General features: G+C 60.8%; 9 protein-coding genes. All 9 read right to left on the minus strand.

Annotation, left to right across the window (positions count from 1 at the left end; genetic code table 11):
• Nucleotides 1-17 precede the first annotated feature (17 nt).
• Genes HG250_RS07175 through HG250_RS07215 form a run of 9 tightly spaced genes read right to left on the minus strand, consistent with a single transcriptional unit; the run spans nt 18 to nt 16,074 of the window.
• Nucleotides 18-605 carry a hypothetical protein gene (locus HG250_RS07175; protein ID WP_170004169.1) on the minus strand — a complete coding sequence of 196 codons (588 nt, stop codon included), beginning with the start codon at nt 603-605 and terminating at the stop codon, nt 18-20.
• On the minus strand, nt 595-1,341 hold the full coding sequence (locus HG250_RS07180; RefSeq protein ID WP_170004171.1) for a PD-(D/E)XK nuclease family protein: 747 nt from the start codon (nt 1,339-1,341) through the stop codon (nt 595-597). Before HG250_RS07180 ends, HG250_RS07175 begins: the two co-directional genes overlap by 11 nt.
• Nucleotides 1,341-5,369, minus strand: coding sequence for an Eco57I restriction-modification methylase domain-containing protein (locus HG250_RS07185; protein WP_170004173.1), 4,029 nt, complete (start codon nt 5,367-5,369; stop codon nt 1,341-1,343). The genes HG250_RS07180 and HG250_RS07185 overlap by 1 nt, the downstream gene beginning before the upstream one ends.
• The gene (locus HG250_RS07190) at nt 5,369-8,152 is read right to left on the minus strand and encodes a DEAD/DEAH box helicase (RefSeq protein WP_170004175.1); all 2,784 of its coding nucleotides are present in this window, start codon (nt 8,150-8,152) and stop codon (nt 5,369-5,371) included. Before HG250_RS07190 ends, HG250_RS07185 begins: the two co-directional genes overlap by 1 nt.
• Nucleotides 8,149-13,281 carry a DEAD/DEAH box helicase gene (locus HG250_RS07195; RefSeq protein WP_170004177.1) on the minus strand — a complete coding sequence of 1,711 codons (5,133 nt, stop codon included), beginning with the start codon at nt 13,279-13,281 and terminating at the stop codon, nt 8,149-8,151. The genes HG250_RS07190 and HG250_RS07195 overlap by 4 nt, the downstream gene beginning before the upstream one ends.
• Complete coding sequence (locus HG250_RS07200) at nt 13,278-13,907, minus strand: hypothetical protein (RefSeq protein ID WP_170004179.1); 630 nt, start codon at nt 13,905-13,907, stop codon at nt 13,278-13,280. Before HG250_RS07200 ends, HG250_RS07195 begins: the two co-directional genes overlap by 4 nt.
• The gene (locus HG250_RS07205; RefSeq protein WP_170004181.1) at nt 13,904-14,539 is read right to left on the minus strand and encodes a DUF4230 domain-containing protein; all 636 of its coding nucleotides are present in this window, start codon (nt 14,537-14,539) and stop codon (nt 13,904-13,906) included. Before HG250_RS07205 ends, HG250_RS07200 begins: the two co-directional genes overlap by 4 nt.
• Before the next feature lie 15 nt (nt 14,540-14,554).
• Nucleotides 14,555-15,136 (minus strand): HD domain-containing protein, encoded by a 582-nt coding sequence (locus tag HG250_RS07210; RefSeq protein WP_170004183.1) that lies wholly within the window; start codon nt 15,134-15,136, stop codon nt 14,555-14,557.
• Nucleotides 15,133-16,074 (minus strand): helix-turn-helix transcriptional regulator, encoded by a 942-nt coding sequence (locus HG250_RS07215; protein ID WP_240956971.1) that lies wholly within the window; start codon nt 16,072-16,074, stop codon nt 15,133-15,135. Before HG250_RS07215 ends, HG250_RS07210 begins: the two co-directional genes overlap by 4 nt.
• Nucleotides 16,075-16,178: the final 104 nt, after the last annotated feature.

Here is a 16,178-nt window from a genome sequence, read left to right on the forward strand (position 1 = left end):
TTTTGCCCCCACTCGACCTAAAGGTTGCGCCACACGTCTTCGGCGTTTCTTGCTGCTTCAACTAAGGGCAGCAAGTCCATTTCCCGTTCTCTGGGTCGGAGATCGGCAGTCGTCCACATATACCCGTATTCGTCGTCATATTCCCACCCCTCGACTTCCATTTTCTTCAGTATCTTCTTGTCGTCTTCGCCTTTCCATATGGCGAATCCCAACTGCAACCCTTCATCATACGTCGCGTAAGAGCACAGGTGGCAGACAAACACATCCTTACCGAAAACCCTGGTAAAACAGTTCTCCCGCCAGATTTCTCCGACGTCGAGTGAACCATCCTCCCCCGGTTCTTGCGGGCTTCCGGAAGACCAATCGATGTCAACCTGACCCCAGGTCTCCTGCCATAGCTTTGCCAAGGTCATGGAAAATTCGGCCTGGACCTGCTGCATGGAGAGGACGCCGCGATAAAAACTCTCCAGATCATTCCAGCGAACCTCTTCGGGGACCGGTGGCTTCTTCTTCGATGCAAGCAAATTTACAGCGGTGCGGACTTCTTGTTGCGTGAGATATGCAAAAACACTTTCCGGTATCGACAGCAATTTCTTATCCTTCAATGTAGGCTTGGCACCAAACGTCTTTGCGGAATTGCGAGAATCTCGGGTCGTCATATTCCCTGGCCAGCTCGTGTTCGTAAGCAAGCATGAAATCCCACCAGGTCACCTCTTTCCATCGAGGATTTTCAAGGAGATGCGCGGTGTTCTCGGATCGCTTGCGCGACACGATCAGCAGGTAGGAGCTTCGCTTCTTCGACCAGCCCCTTTTCTTGCGAGTATGCCTTCTCGCGTTTTTCAACTGCCGCTCGGTCAGTTTGTGCTTGAACTTCGCTTCCACGGCGACCCCGAACGTTCTGTTTTCACCGCGGATTTCGACCAGGAGGTCGATGCGTTTTTCTTCCGCTTTAGCGACCACGGCATTCGGTCGGAATATTGGTTCGACCGGGGAAACGACGTCAGACATCCGGCAAGACGCGCGGTAGAAAGCCATGCACCGATGAGCCCGTATCTCGAATGTGCCGCTCGAAAGAAAGTGGGCGAAGCCTCTGGTGATTTGCGGCTCCAGATAATTTACCCACTCACTCGCATTCTCTCGAAAGCAGTGATTTTGGCGATCCAGCCCGAATTGCTGGTCCAGATTATCCCAACTTTCAGCCCAGGATGGGCCTGAGAACAGGGGCCGCTCCAGCAAACGCTTGGCAGCCGAGTGGGCTGCCCGACGCACGACCTGAAGATCGACTGGCGAAAAATCGGGTGGCGGCAGCGTGCTCAGGATATCGAGGGTCCGGACCGCCATCACCGATACCCCTCCACCCTTGGGCGCATGCCTTCGGCCACCAGCTTGTCGTAGGCGGCGAGGACGAGACGTTGGGTGCGGTATTCGCCGTGTTTCTTGATCTCGTTGTTCTTGAGGACGCGGAAGGTTTCGCTGGGGTAGTCTTCGCCCATCACGTCCTTGGGATCGAGGACGTAGCGTAGCTCGTCGCGGGAGAGCCCGTAGGCGAGGGCGTACCAGGCGTCGAGCTCGGCGCGAAGCCGGGCGCGGCGGTCCTCGTCCCAGCGGAACGGCTCGCCCTCATACCCCAGGTCGCGCGCGAAGGGGGCCATGGAATGCGAGGTGTAGCTGAGCTCCAGCACCCGCGGGACGATGAAGCCGAGATCGTCCTCGGTGTAGGCGCTGGGAGGGAGGATGGCCAACTGTGCAAGGACGAAGAGCCCTAGGTTTAATCCGCCAAGTTTGTTTCGAAGGACAAAGTCAAATGCAAGCGCGCTGAAATTAGCTTGGAATGCTGCATGAAGTGGCGCGCTAGTCGTCGGCATACTAGGGATGAATATGCTATCCCCGTAGCCTCCTAATGGCGTGCAAAGACCGATCCCCGATCGCTCATTAGTTGGCGTAGCGAGACGGCGATAAACAAACGCCCAATCGTAGAGCCATTTTTTATCTGCAAGCTTAGTCCTTACGATCTTCTCAGCAATCCAGTAGCGAGGAGTCACCTCTAATCTTGGATTGGCTTTCTCTTCGCTCTGCAAATCTCGACTGTCCGAACCCGTGAACGTCGAAAATCGGTGATCGAATTGCCAAATCAGTTTCCCCTCGTAGAGCGGGACATAGCGCTCCTCGCTCGCCGGGGCGGGGGAGCCGGTGGAGAGGTCGAGGTGGGCGGCGTCGCGGCCGCCGGTGAGAGCGAGGCCGGGGGCGTTGCCGCGCGCGCCTGATGGCCGGACCCAGTCGGTGCCCTGCCGCTCCCACCCCTCGGCGGCGAGCTGTTCGGCGGTGCGGAACAGGTGGCTGTCGCTCGTCATGTTGAACAGCCCCTGCCGGAACTCGACGCCCCATGGATTGCCCGGTTCGCCCGGCTTGCCGCCTTTCTCCTCATCGATCAGCACGGGCACGCGGTTGTAGATGGTCGCGGTCAGTTCGGCATCCTTGCGGGCGCGGAAAACGGGGGCGGTCTTGGTGTTGGGGTTGATCCGGGCGATTTCGGCGGGCGAGAGAGTGAAACGACGGCGGCTGTCCTCCAGCTGCGCGGGATCGGTGAGGAAGAAGGAAAATTCCGCCTCGTCCACATCATTACCGAGCGTGAGCAGACAGAACTTGAAGCTGCGATGGACACCCGCGAACAGTGGCGCACTGTTCTCGAAATCGAACAGACGGGCGAGGCGCTTCTCGCTTACGAGATGGCCGAAGAAGGGAGCTGTGGTGGCGTCAGTGGCAATGCCGGTAGGGACGATCAGCCCTGCCCGGCCGCGATCCCCGGAGGCTGCGAGGAAGAGTTCGGCGAACAGCCCGTAGGTATTGACCTTCCCCCGCGCGGTTAGATCGAAACGACCGCTGGCCCGAGCAAACTCGTTCATCGCGTCGAACGCGCGCTTGTCGCGCGCGAACTCGGCGAAGATTTCGGGCCGCTCGGCTTCCAGAGCCTTGATCGCTTTCTTGCGCGCTGAACCCTTCATCTCGGCTATTTCGGGAACGCGGCTTTCAAAATATTCCTTTTCGGCAAGCTGGACGACTTCCCACGGCGGATTGCCCAGCACCACGTCGAACCCGCCCTTGCCGATCAGCACATCGGGAAAGGCGAGCGGCCAGTGGAAAGCGCGGGCTTCCTCCGAAGCGTCCACGGCAGCGGCTTCGAGCGACCCGTAGACCTGCCCTCCGCCCAATCGCTTCCACACGTCCGCCGTGGTCGGCACGATGCCGCGCTGGTAATTCTCCGGCACCTCCACCTTGGGCAGCAGGAAGGCGGCAGTGTAGAAATCGCAGGCGACGCGGGTGGCGCGTCGGTCGGGGTCGTTCTTCCACGCTTCGAACGCCTCTCGCTTCTTTTCCACCTGCCCCACCGTGTCTTCCGGCATGCGGCGGATGGTGGACAGGTTTGCGGCCAGCTTCCTCGGCGGCATGGCCCCGGTGCCGCTGTCGAAATCGAAGCTACCCTGGCCCTTCTTCTCGTCCTTGTTCTTCTTCTTGTAGTAGGCGGCGGCTTCTTTCGCGTCGCCGGTCAGCGGCTTGTAGGCGTCGTCGGGAATGCCCTGCTCCAGCGCTTCCAGGTCGAACACGCCCAGCAGCGCGTCGCCGCAGCGGATATTGGCGTCGAGGAAGCCCAAGGGTTGCCCCGGGGAAACACTCTCGATCCACAGCGCCACCTTGGCCAGTTCCACCGCCATCGGGTTGCGGTCCACGCCGTGCACGCAGCGGGCGACCACGTCGCGGAGCGCCGCCTGCCGGTCGGGCGCGTCGGGATCGCGCAGCTCGGCCACCTTGTCCGCCATGCGCCGCGCCGCACCGAGCAGGAAGTGTCCCGATCCGCAGGCCGGGTCGATGATCTTGAGGTCGAGGATGGCGCGGACCTTGTCCTCTGCCGTCTCGCCCTCGGCTTCCGCCTTCTCCAGCACCGGGTCGAGCGCGCTGTCGAGCAGTGTTTCGACGAGGCTGTCGGGCGTGTAGTAACTGCCTGTGGTCTTGCGCGCGTTGCCCTTGGCGCCGCTGTTGAGCGCAAACTCGCCATTGGCTTCCAGCGTGGGGCGGATTTCGAGCAGGCTTTCGTAGACGCTGCCCAGCTCCTCTGTCTTCATGTCGCGCCAGTTGATGCGTTGCAGGCTGCCGTCTTGCTTCAGGTAGCCGAGCCGGTAGATCGCTTCAAGGAAGCGGCGGTTGGGCAGTTTGCCGGCGTCCATTACCGGCGTGTTGCCGCGCGCGAACATGCCGCCCAGCGCCGGCAGGCCGAGCATTTCCTGCCCGCGTTCCAGCGCGCGGAAGGTGACCTTCATCCCCTCCCATGCATCGAAATGCCGGTCGCGCGCCACGCGGCGGCGGCTGCGTTCGCGCCAGAAGCCGAAGCCGTAGCTGCTTTCATAGAGGTCGCGCGCGCTGCGCGGGGTCCGGCGGGGGTGGAGCAAGTTGCGCTCTTCCGCCACGGCGAGGAAGATCAGGCGATAGACGGTGCGCAGCAGTTCCTCGAACAGGGCGGTAAGCGAGACTTCGTTCGCCTCGATCTTCGCGCGCAGTTCCGGGTTGGCCTCGATCAGGCCCTGACCCATTTCGCGCAAAGCGTCCTCCACCCCTTCGCGCAACCGATCGCGCGCGGCGGTGCCGGATTTCATGCCCGCCTCGCGCCATTGCTCCAGCGGGGCGCTGCTGGGGGGCTGGCCGGGATTGCCGAAGCGGGTGGCGTGGGTGAGCAGCCACCATGCGGTAAAATCGGCGAACATTTCGTCGCGGAACATCGCAGCCAGGTCCGCCTCGATCCACGCGGCGCGGGTCAGGCTGGCGTTGTCGCGCATCAATCGCACGCGGTCGCCCGCGAAGACGAGGCCCCAGTAGAAGCCGTCGTTGGCGTTGAGCCAGTCCTGAAGCAGCACGACCGGGTTGCGTTTGGCACGTCCCCCCTCCCCGTCGCCGAATTCGGGCATGGCCTTGGCGAAGCCGTCGCCATCCTCGACCGGCGCGGCGACGACGATCGGGACGTGTCCGCCCTTCCCTTCCAGAGCGATGCGATAGCGGCGGGCGCCGTCGTGGTGATCCTTCGGTCCTGTCAGGTCCTCGAAGCCGAAGGCCTGTTCCAGCAGATCGCGCGCGAACCTGGCGGTCTGGGTGACGGTGGGCTGGTCGATCTTGCTGTAATCCAGCCACAGCGCCTGGCCGATACGGAAATAGCGCGTGATCTCGTCAGCGAGATTAGTGCCCTTGGGACAGCCGTAATCGGCGGCGGTCTTCGCGTTTCGTTCGGCCCCGGCGATCTTGAGAACCTGTTCGGGTGCGATCAGTCCGCCCTCGATGGCGATAGCTTCGAGACCGAGTTCGGCGGTGCGGTTACGGCGAGCCATCAGGCGATCTCCGGCACGAGGACATAGAGGCCAATGACGTCGGCGGGCAGCGCAGGCTCGACTTCGGTGGTGGTGCCTTCCCCTCGCGTGGCGGCCTTTACCCGGTCGTGATCCTCGCGCAGCGCTTCGGCACGTTCGTGCGCGAAGGTGGCGATTGCCTGTTCGTAATCGTCGAGCCGGTTCAGCGCCTCGCCGACCTGCCGCTCGATCGCGATGCGTTCGATATTGCCGGTGGCTTCCTGTTCCAGCAGCGCGAGAGCTTCGGCCCCTGTTGCAAATGGCACTTGCTCTCCCCGGCGGAAGGCGAGCGCGGTGGCTTCTTCGGCCAGCAAGGTGCGCCTTCCACTGACGGTGAGGGTGAAGCGCAACCGCATGAGCAGTACAGTGGTGACGCTCTCGACTGCGCGCGTGCGCCATGTACCGCAGCGACCGAGCGGTTCGATTTCACGCGTGCCGCCGGGGTCGAGCGCGCCTTCGGCCAGGGTCTCGGCAAGCGTTGCGACCAGTGGGTGAACGCGGCCGACGTGGGTCACATCGGGTTCTGGATCGTCGGCAAAGCTCACTGCCCGACTGCCGGTGAAGCCGCGCGCCTCCATGCGCTCGCGCAATTGCGTGGGAAGGCGGTCGTAGTGAACGCGGGGATGCTTGCCGGTCGTGTCGAGCGGCGCTTCCAGACGTGAAAGCGCGCGGCGGGTGAAGCGCTCAACCTCTTCAGGCCCGCCGTTGAGTGCACGCAGGCGCTGCCATTCGGGCAGGACTTCGGCGGGTTTGAGCGCGCCTTGTGCGTAGCGTGCCTGGCTTTTCTTCGCCGAGTCCTCGGCATTGCGCCACTCGACTTCGAGCTGAGCATCCGCCTCGCCGAAATCGAACATGCCTTGCGATCGATGGCGTTCGGACTTGAGCAACATGGCCTGCATAAGCGCGCTGGTGACGCTTGCGGAGTCTTCCGGCACTGGAACCGTGACGCCGAGTGCTTCGCGGATGCGGTCCGCCTTGTCGGTGATAACCTGGATCACGGCCCCGTCGATCATCGAGTTCGCGCCGAACATCATGACCGACCAGACATCCTTTGCCGGCTGCCCGAAACGGTCGACGCGCCCTTCGCGCTGCTGGTGGCGTGTCGGGTTCCAGTTGAGATCGTAGTGGATGACCGCATTGAACGACTTCTGCAGGTTGATGCCTTCGGACAGGCAGTCGGTGGCGACGAGAATGCGCCTGTCGTCATCACCCATATCATCCACTCGCTCGCGCCGCTCTTCGGGCGTCAAGCGGCCGGTGACGACTTCGATACGGTGCTTGCGGAAAATCTTGCGCAATGCCGCGCCAACCGCATCTGCGGTGGAGATGAAACGACAGAAAACGACAGTACGTGCGTTTTCCTTTTCCAGCGCTTTAAGCTGCTTGACCAGCATGACGAACTTCGGGTCTTCATCGATCCGTTCGGCGAGCGCCTCAGCCTGCTTGATGAGTGCGGAGATCTTTTCGCGCTCTTCGCCTGCAACAGCAGTCGCGGGTTCGACATCCGTATCGGAAAGCATTCCCTCGTCGTCGTCGAACAGCACCGGCTCGAGCGCCTCTTCCTCAGTCATACCGCTCAGGCGGTTGCGAAGCGCGCTTGCCGCGGCAGCCGGGGAGGATCCGACACAGCGCATCAGGGCCAGAGTTCCCCAGAAGGCCAGACGCCTTGCGCTGTCTCCATCGGCATTGGTGGTCACACCGACGCAGTAGTCGAGTACGTCTTCCTGAAAGTTCTGGAAGTCGCCGGTCAGCTGGAATGGTGCTTCGCGAGAATGCGGGCGGGCAAAGGCGCTGCCATCACCCCAAGCCTCTTCGATATCGGGCCGGCGACGTTGCACGAAATGCTGGGCCAAGCGGCGGCGATAGCGTTCGAGTGCATTGGGATCGGCGCCGCTGGGGGCATCGGCGAGGTCAGCATCGATCAGTCCGAGCAGCCTTCCGTACGCATCCTGATTCCCGCTATGTGGAGTGGCCGTTAGCAGCAACATGTGCCGGTCCGGTTTTTCAGCGAGCCGCTCTAGAAGTGCAAAGCGCTGTTGTGTCCCGCGTTCGCTGCCACCCACGCAGCTGTGGGCCTCGTCAACGATAACGAAATCCGGGCAGGCATGGGCGAAACTGTCACGACGATTGTCGCTCTTGATGTAATCCAAGCTGACGACTGTGTAGGGGTAGGCGTCGAATATGCTTTCCGACAGCGCCAATCCGCGCTCAAGGGAGCGAGCTCGCGAGGATGTAACGGCAACCGCGTCGATATCGAATTTCTCGGCAAGCTCTCCGACCCACTGGTTGACGAGATGCGGAGGGCACAGCACGGTGAAGCGATCGACTTCGCCCCGGTCGATCATTTCCCGCAGGATCATGCCGGCCTCGATCGTCTTGCCGATGCCCACATCGTCGGCGATCAGCAGACGCTTGGTTTCAAGACGCAATGCCATGAGTAGCGGGACGAGCTGATAGGCGCGCGGCTCCACGCCGAGGTGCGCTGCACTGCGGAAGGGCCCTGCCCCCCTGCGCAATGAAAGGCGAAGGGCGTCGGCGAGCAAGCCCGCGCCATCCTGTGTGTCGGGTTCGTCTGCGGAGGGCGGAGCGAAACGGGCCGGTGCGACTGACATCGTCTCCAGAGCAGGCGCGATCACCTGCGCGTCCTCCTCGGAGCCAGACAAGGGACGGACGCGAATGAGACCTTCCTCCGGCAACCCGAGCACAATCCACTCGCGGCCCCTTGCCTGGACGAGGTCGCCCGTTCGCAAATCGATGGCATTCATTCCGAAATTCCCAGTGCCTTTGCCAAATCACCTGGTGGTTGATCACCCGGTTTCTCAGCTAGTTCGATCAAGAGGAAGCCGGCATTGTCGCACCACGCGCTGCGCTCTTCGGTAGGTCTTCCTGCAGTTGCAGCGACCATGCCTGCCGGCCATATGTAAGACTTATCCGATTGTTGCTGTTCTGGCGGCGGCCATTTCCAGGCCTCAAACGCACGAAGCCACGGATCGTTGGTGTCGCTTTCGCCTGTTGCCTTACTTCCTCCCGAGGTAGCCGCAGTGGAATCCTCCGTGCATTCTGCGAGGCGAACCAAGACGGAAAGCACCTCCTCATCCTGTCGGTCGATGAATTCATGATCGGGTTGATTGTAATAGGATAGGAGGCAGCGATAGCAGCCCTTCACACACGCATCTTTCTTGTCCGTGAGCTCGTCGCCCTCACGGTGGTAATGCATTAGATCGAGGGCTTTCCCGGCCAGTGCGCGCCATTGGTCAGCCCCCTCCATAAGGCGCTTGAGCACGCCAGCCCCTCCTTCAGACGCCTCATAAAACAGGATAGCGTTACGACTGTCGCGAGTAGGCATTGGCTCGCCGAGCAATTCGCCGGTTTCCAGAACATGTTCTGCTTCGATGGCCCTGGTCAGCGCATGCTGAAGCGTCGCCATCTGATCCTTGTCCAGGTTCAGCGACCGATCAAACTGTAGCAGAAGGGAGTTTTTTGTGTCTTCGACGAGCGGGACAATACGCTGGCGCTGAGGCTTTGCTACGTCGTCACCCTCATCGTCTCCCTGCGCCTCATTCTTCAGCCAACGGCCACTAACCGTATCAATATCGAAGCCGTGAACCGATTGCTCTTTTCGGCGGCGTAGTCCCAAGTTCACGCGAGAAAGCTTCGTCTGCGGGCCATATTGGAGGACCGCCAAGGGCCCTTCCCCTTCTCCCAGCATCAGCTTGCGCCGACGACTGTTGTCCCACTCGAATAGCGTACGCAGTTCGAACCCGCGCCTTTGGCGATCTTCATCATTGGCAGTGATCCGAGCCCCGGGGACAGCGTCCACATTCTCGATGCGATAAAGCTGGGTAAGGTCTCCTTCGCTGGTAAGCGGGTCACCACAAACACGGCATTTTTCAAGCGTCTTTTCCGCATGCGCAGCGCCGCAATTGTCGCAGCAGCGGAGCTCACGAGTAACCAGCAGGCCTTCTTCTCCTCGCGTCCCCGCCGCAAGCTTCGCGCGATTGCACCGATAGGCTTTGCCCTCGTGATAAACGAGGCTGTTCGGTCCGAACTCCGCCAGGGCAAGAAAGCGCGGACGCTGCAACACGGCAGTGCCTTTCTCCGCATCGATGAAGGCATAAAGGGGCAGGCGCAGGAAATTGTAGCCAGGTAGAAAGCCTTCAGTCGCCAGATAACGATAAATGTAGAAATCCGAGCTGGCCGAAGACGTACCGGCCTCGAGCAGCCCAACCTGCCTGTCCGCAGCATGGTAACGCTGACGGGCGGCGTCGCGCTCTGCTTTGGACAATCCGGAACGGTCTCCCAGTGCAGCGGCTGCCTGCCGCTCCTCCTGAGCCGAGTTGTAGAGCGTACGCCAGCGATCAATGGCGCTGTCGAAACTTGCGCTCGCGCTTTTCCATCGATCCTTCACGAAGCTTTCCAGATCTTCGATCTCTGGGACGACCTTATCCTGCAAGCCTGACCTAACGACGGCTAGCGCCCTTCCTCGCGCTGCCACATCACCTGTCGCTTCCAGAAACGCAGGCTCCAAATGCCGGCCAAGCGGGCGGCCATCTTGCGACATTTCCAAATTGTCCGGAATGGATTTCCGGAGAGGCTCTCGTGCCGCTGCAAGCCATTCGGCGTGCACGTGTGCTGCAAGAAGGTCGGCATTGGCGAGATCGATCGCTGGTGGTTGCACGATGCCTGCCACCAAGTCGATCCGGCGTTCGAAGTAATATTGATCGTGCGGGCTCTGAGCTGCGCAGTACGTGATGATCAGGGCCGCCTGGCCACTGCGCCCGGCGCGGCCGGCACGCTGCGCATAGTTGGCTGGGGTAGGAGGCGCATTGCGCAGATAGACCACGTTGAGCTGGGAAATATCGACCCCCAGCTCCATGGTAGGGGAGCAATAAAGCAGGGGGAGGAAATCAGGCCTCTCTTCCTTGAGGCGCAGTGTCGCGGTTGCTTCTTTCAAGCGCTTCCGATCGGTATCGCCGAACCTGAAGCGATCTTCACGAAGTTGTCGAAGCTCCTGTTCGACTTGGGCAGTGTGCTCGCGCGCTTCGAATGCCATCGGCAGGCGGCCGGGATCGCCGAGACGTTCGGCCACGTCGGAGTAGAGCTGAGAAAAAAACGGATTTGCATCTTGCGGTTCAGGCTCATTCTTGCCTGCCGAAAGCCTTATTGCATCAGGCGCGAGACGCCATCCCGTCAGGCTTCCCGCCGCAAAGCGCCTGACGATCTGATGCCGCTCGGCCGCCACGAGCATGGCCTGGACCAGTACTTCGCGATCCCCGATCGAAACATCGCCAACCTCCTTTCCAAGTTTGCGGGCCAATCCGCCCCGCCCTGTTACTCGGACAATGCGGTCTCGCGGATTTCCGTCTTTGCCGACAACCAGTGAGACTTGCACCGCCAGCTCATGGTTTTGCTCTTCTCTCCCAATCGACCAGGGGTCTTTGAGCGTCCCTCGTGAGCGCTCGGCGACCTGCTCGAGCTCCGTCTGATCTAGCGCATCGACTGCGATGGCCAGGTTCTGGCGCATGTGATCGAAGAGAGCTCCAAACATAACTTCCCGCTGCGCAGCCGTCGCGCCGGCCAGCAGAAAGAGACCGCGCTCAATATCCTGATCGATGCCTGCATGCGCTGACGATGAGTATATGCTCTCATCAGCGGCGAGCATCGCGACCCCAGGATAGCCAACCCGGATCAAGTCCAGTTGATCGAGGTTCGGATTGGTATAGCGCCATCCACGGCGAAGATCGTTCCATACCCTATGGGCCAACACGCGATTGGCCGAACGCTTCGCTTCATCTAGCGCCTTGAAGCTAGAGGGCTCGGGGTCGAGCATCCATTCGGAGCGCCGTTTCTCATCCGTCGGTTCAAACCCTAGCGCCATGCGAACAGCGTCGCCAAAGCGCTCGTATTCAAGACCTTCCGCGCCTGCCTGCCGGACTGCCCGCAATATCGCCCCTCGAAGCAAGGTCACGAAGATGAAATCGTTGAAATGGCCCGCCTGCAGAGCAGCGTCCTGGCGATTATCCGTGAACCCGAGAAGTTTGCGCCTGAGAGGATCAGACGGAACATCCACGCGATCCATCCAATCGAGGATCTGGCTGGTGATCAGGGTCGTCGCGGAGCTACGCCCCTCTGCCGAGAGGCCCGCCAGCTTATTCTGGTCGCGCGCCTGGGGGGCGGGCTGGTTTTTGCAACGCGGACAGAATCGATATTTCCCGGGGAAGAACCAAGCCGCAACGCCATCTTCCTGATGCCGTCCATCAGGACCTACGCACATCATCCTGCCATCGTGTTTCCCGCGATAGCTCGACTTCAGTCTCGGCCCTGCAGCAGCCTGCTCGATCCAATCGTCCGGATATTCTTCAATATCTCCAGCAAACGGCAGCGTGCCGTCAGCATCCGGTATGAGAAAGCCGTGTAGATTGCCTTCGTCGTCGGGCGAATCCTGGGGGGTTTGATCTATCGAACGTGGAAGAAGCTCCCGGTCCTCGCTAAGGGTGACCGAATGCACTTCCTGTCCGCAGGACCGGCAGAAGAACAGCGGGTAAAGACGCGCCTGTGGCCGATCGCGGTGGAAGAGTTCGCCGGAAAGATCGACCAGCCTTCGACCTGCCGGTTCGAGCGTTGCCGCGGCGTGGCCGGCACCCGAAAGAAACCGGTGGAGCTTGAAGGCCATAAAAGCCTGTTCATGCCCATCGGCAATATCGCTCATCGCGACCAACCTGCCCGCAAGAGCTTCCCGGCAAGCGGCTTCGTCGCATCCGGCAAACTTGGCTAGCGCCTTTACGGCCTCACTCATGGTCTGCGGCTTGGCGCGGCGTAATGTCTCCCCAGCATCGAGGCCGATGTTCAGCTCGATCCAGACAGCCAGAGGATCAGTCTTAAACAGAGAAGGATCGGCAGGGGGTGGGGCGCCCGACGCAATTAGCTCGGCGACCTGCCTCCGCAAGGCGCTCTCGTCACCTGTGTGGGTCGTCCGCCGCTCGAGTGTTTCTGTCACGACGTCTTCTGGGGTTACTGACTCCCCGAAGAGAACGGATCCGACCTTCGATACCGCAGCCCGCCCCACATCCTCGTCACCCGATGCCATTGTGGCAGACGTTCCGATGCACGTCATCCGATCGGCACCTAAACGTTCCCGCACCCGGCGTACCAGCATCGCCACGTCCGCTCCTTGACGCCCGCGATAGGTATGAAGCTCATCGAGGACGAGGAACTCGAGTCCTCGCATATTGTCGATGACGCCTTGATCGATTTCGTCCTGCCGGGTCAGCAGAAGCTCGAGCATCATGAAGTTGGTGAGAATGATGTCGGGGCATTCTGCCCGTATCTGCTGACGCCTCGCTTCGCTTTCCTGCCCGGTGTAGCGCGCAAACGTTGGCTTCAGGTTGTCAGGCAGGCCGGACGGACCGATGAACTTTTCCAGCTCTTCAAGCTGCGAGTTTGCCAGCGCGTTCATCGGATAGATGATGATCGCGCGCGTGCGCCGCGGCTCCCCGGCGCGGCGTGCCTTTACAATGCGATCGATAATCGGAAGGAAGAAGCACAGCGACTTTCCCGAGCCTGTGCCTGTTGTGACGATGAAGTTCCGGTCTTGCGCAGCCTTCATCAGCGCTCGTTGCTGGTGGAGGAAAAGCTCAATCGGTTGGCGCGGTTGGCCGAAGGCAAAAATGTCCGCGAGTGCGGGATCGACGAGACCGTCGGCCACAATTTTGTCGATCGACATTCCCCGTGCGTATTGCGGGTTCAAACCGATAAGCGGCTCCGGCCAGAACCGCCCGTCTTCATAGATTCCATCGACAGACTGGCGCAGATCGTCAGCGCGAATTTCCGTGAAAGAACGCGCGAACTCCTCATACTTGCCGATGAGAGCGCTATCCAATTCGAAAACGTTCACGCCTTTCGTCCCTTCATCACCTTCTCAATACCCCGCCACTCGCTCTCATGACTGCCTTCGTTGTTCGGCATGCCCGGTTTCGTCAGGCAACCCTTGGGCTTCACATAACTGTCGATGCGCCGCTCGGGCTCTTCGCGCCACTGGATGTTGAATGCCCACATCTTCGGGAAGAAATAGAGCGTCGAATACGGCAAGTGGTCGTGGACCCACCAGGCGAGTTTCTGCCAATCGCCCTCCCCTTGAAAAACATCCCAGAAAGCGGGCACTACCACGCAGGCCGTCGCGCCCATCCGCCCCGCCCCGTCACGCCGGTCCCAGATATGATCGGCATAGTTGGCCTCGTTGCGGGCGCAGCCCAAACCGTTCTCATTGCCGAATTGGTTGACGGCGCAGCTACGATAGGCCGAGCGGATAGCGAGCCTGCCGAAGCACTCCTGCAAAGGTTCGAGCAATTCCTCGCACAGCCGAGTGCCTGCAGCGATGGCAAGGTCAGGGTCGTCTGGGACATTCGACAGTCCGTGAACTGCGGCGATGTCGGAGAACAGGAAATCGCGCATGAAGAAGCTCTTCGACAAACGTACCCTGCCAAAATCTTCTAAAACCTTGACGGTTTTGGGGTGTCTCATTGCTTGTACGTCACGGTCAGCGAAACGTCCCGGTGCCCGCTAGCGTTGAGCATTCGCCGCGCATTGCTGTAGACCGCCGCTATCGCTTGCTTCTTGGCAAGGCGCACAAGGAATTTCTGACGGGCCTGTCGATAGAGCTGCGATCTGGCTGCTTTCCGCGTTCTCGCCTCTAGTCGTCTGTCGGCGTTGGTCAGATCGGACCACATACCCTCGTTAAAAAATTTCTGGTGCCGCGTGTCGATGTTGGGGCGCTCGATCATTAGCCGAGGCATTTTAATGGTCATCTTATTGCCATCAAGGGTCACTCTGTCTCCGTCCAACTCGGACATATCGACAAAGTAGTTTACGTAGGCGGGGGTTATCAAAGCCTGAGACGACTTGATTGGGCATCCCCAGAACTGACACTCTTCTGCTTCGGTCAGAGCCATCAGATACGTCCGGAAGACCACTAACCGATTAAGGCTCTGTAATCCTGTAACGGCCTCGCCAACTTGCACAGTCGTAGTCTTCGAGCCGGTGAGAATGTTACGCTCAACTTCTGTGCGAACCTCTACCGGCTGACGATCCAACCACGCATAACCGCCAAGCGCCAGAATGAGCCCGAGAAGGACCCCTCCCATCATCTTACCCATGAATTTCCTCCTTGCTCACGCCAACCTCTCCATCTCGTCCACAAGGCGGGCGAAACGCTCACTAGCCATGCCCGGAGCAAGCTCGGCGAAAGCGTCCGATAGCTCGCGGTAATACCAAAGGCTGCCGTCCTTTCCGCCAGTGAACCGGGTCCAGACCTGCTCGCCGTGGACGTAGAGGTCGGCGACTATGGCGCCGGCGTTATGGGTTTTGTCAGCGATGCTGACTTCGAGCGAAGCGGCGGGTTTGTGCGGCAAGCTGGCAACGTAAGCCTCTTTACGCGCCCGCCATGGTGGCTTGGGCTCTGTATCGCTGTCGGTGCAGTCGGCAACGATACGGGCGACCTGCTCGCCAAAGCGGGTGCGGATGTCTTCAAGCCTTGCCGCCCCGCCCTGATCCTCGACCGCATCGTGCAACAGCGCTGCAATGGCCTGATCTTCCGTTGCGCCATTCTCGATCGCGATGGCCGCAACGCCCAGGAGATGCGACACATAGGGAATATCCGCACCTTTGCGACGCTGATCCCGATGAATGCAGCTTGCATAAACGAGTGCTTCGTCGAAGCGATCGGTAAGATGATTTTTTGGAGTCGTCGTCATGGATCCCTCCTGACGGGTTCTTGCGACATTTCCGGTCGCACATGCTTGAGAGAGCCCTTCCCCGCTTCAAGTCGATCCCGCATAACAATGCGCAGCTCTTCAGGCGCGACGATCGCAACCTCGCCGCCCCAGGTAAAAAGATGCTCGGCAATTTCGCGCAGGCCCCCGCTGCGAAAGCGGACGAGCAGTGCCCCACCCTCCCCCTCTTCCAGCTTCTGCGCCGGATGAAATCTCCAGCCCCGCGCGCGCTCGGCGGAGGCAGGTGCAACCTGCAGTATTATGTCATGCTCATCCTCGCGCCACACGCCGAAGCTCTGGGCCAGCCAAACGTCGAGGTCCCAATCCTCCGGCGCGCAGCCGAGCTGGTTGCTGGCGCGTGGTTCGCTCATGCGGTCGAGCCGGAAAAGGATGGGAGGTTCTTCGCGGCCGGGCATCTTGCCCACGAGGTAGGGGACTCCGCCGTGGATCAGCCCGTACGGAACCACACGCCGCCATTGCGGCGCGTCTGCACCTTCGGCGCGGTATTCGAATTCAAGACAGACACCCGCAAGGATCGCGCCCTGGATCGTGGCGACGGTTTCCGGCGCAACGAACACGGCCGGGCCAGCCATATGCATTCCCCGCTGCAACCGTCCGAGCGCATCGAGATCCGGATCGATCCGACGCTTCTCGCGATCGTCGAGCGCGGCCTTTACTTTGCCAAGCAGGCTTTCGAGCTGAGGCGCGTGCGCCGCTCCCTTGCGGGCAAGAGTGGCAACTTCGGTCTGGAGAGCAGCGACTTCCGCAGCGTTCGGCCGCGTGTAGGCACGGCGCAGGCCATCAGGGATGCGGAAACGCTTGCGCCGGTCGTCGGCCAGTTCTTCGAGCACGAAGGCCTCGGCGATCACATCGCGCATCCGCTCTGCGGTGCGGCGATTGACTTCGAGTTCTTCGGCCATCTCGTCGAGCGTCAGGCCTTCCGCACTGTCGGCCAGCAGATGGACGAGGCGCAGCAGCCTGCGAAACTTGCCCATCCTGTCGCTCATTAATCGCCATCCCCCAC

Source organism: Pseudopontixanthobacter vadosimaris, assembly GCF_012979275.1.
Classification (GTDB): Bacteria; Pseudomonadota; Alphaproteobacteria; order Sphingomonadales; family Sphingomonadaceae; genus Pseudopontixanthobacter; species Pseudopontixanthobacter vadosimaris.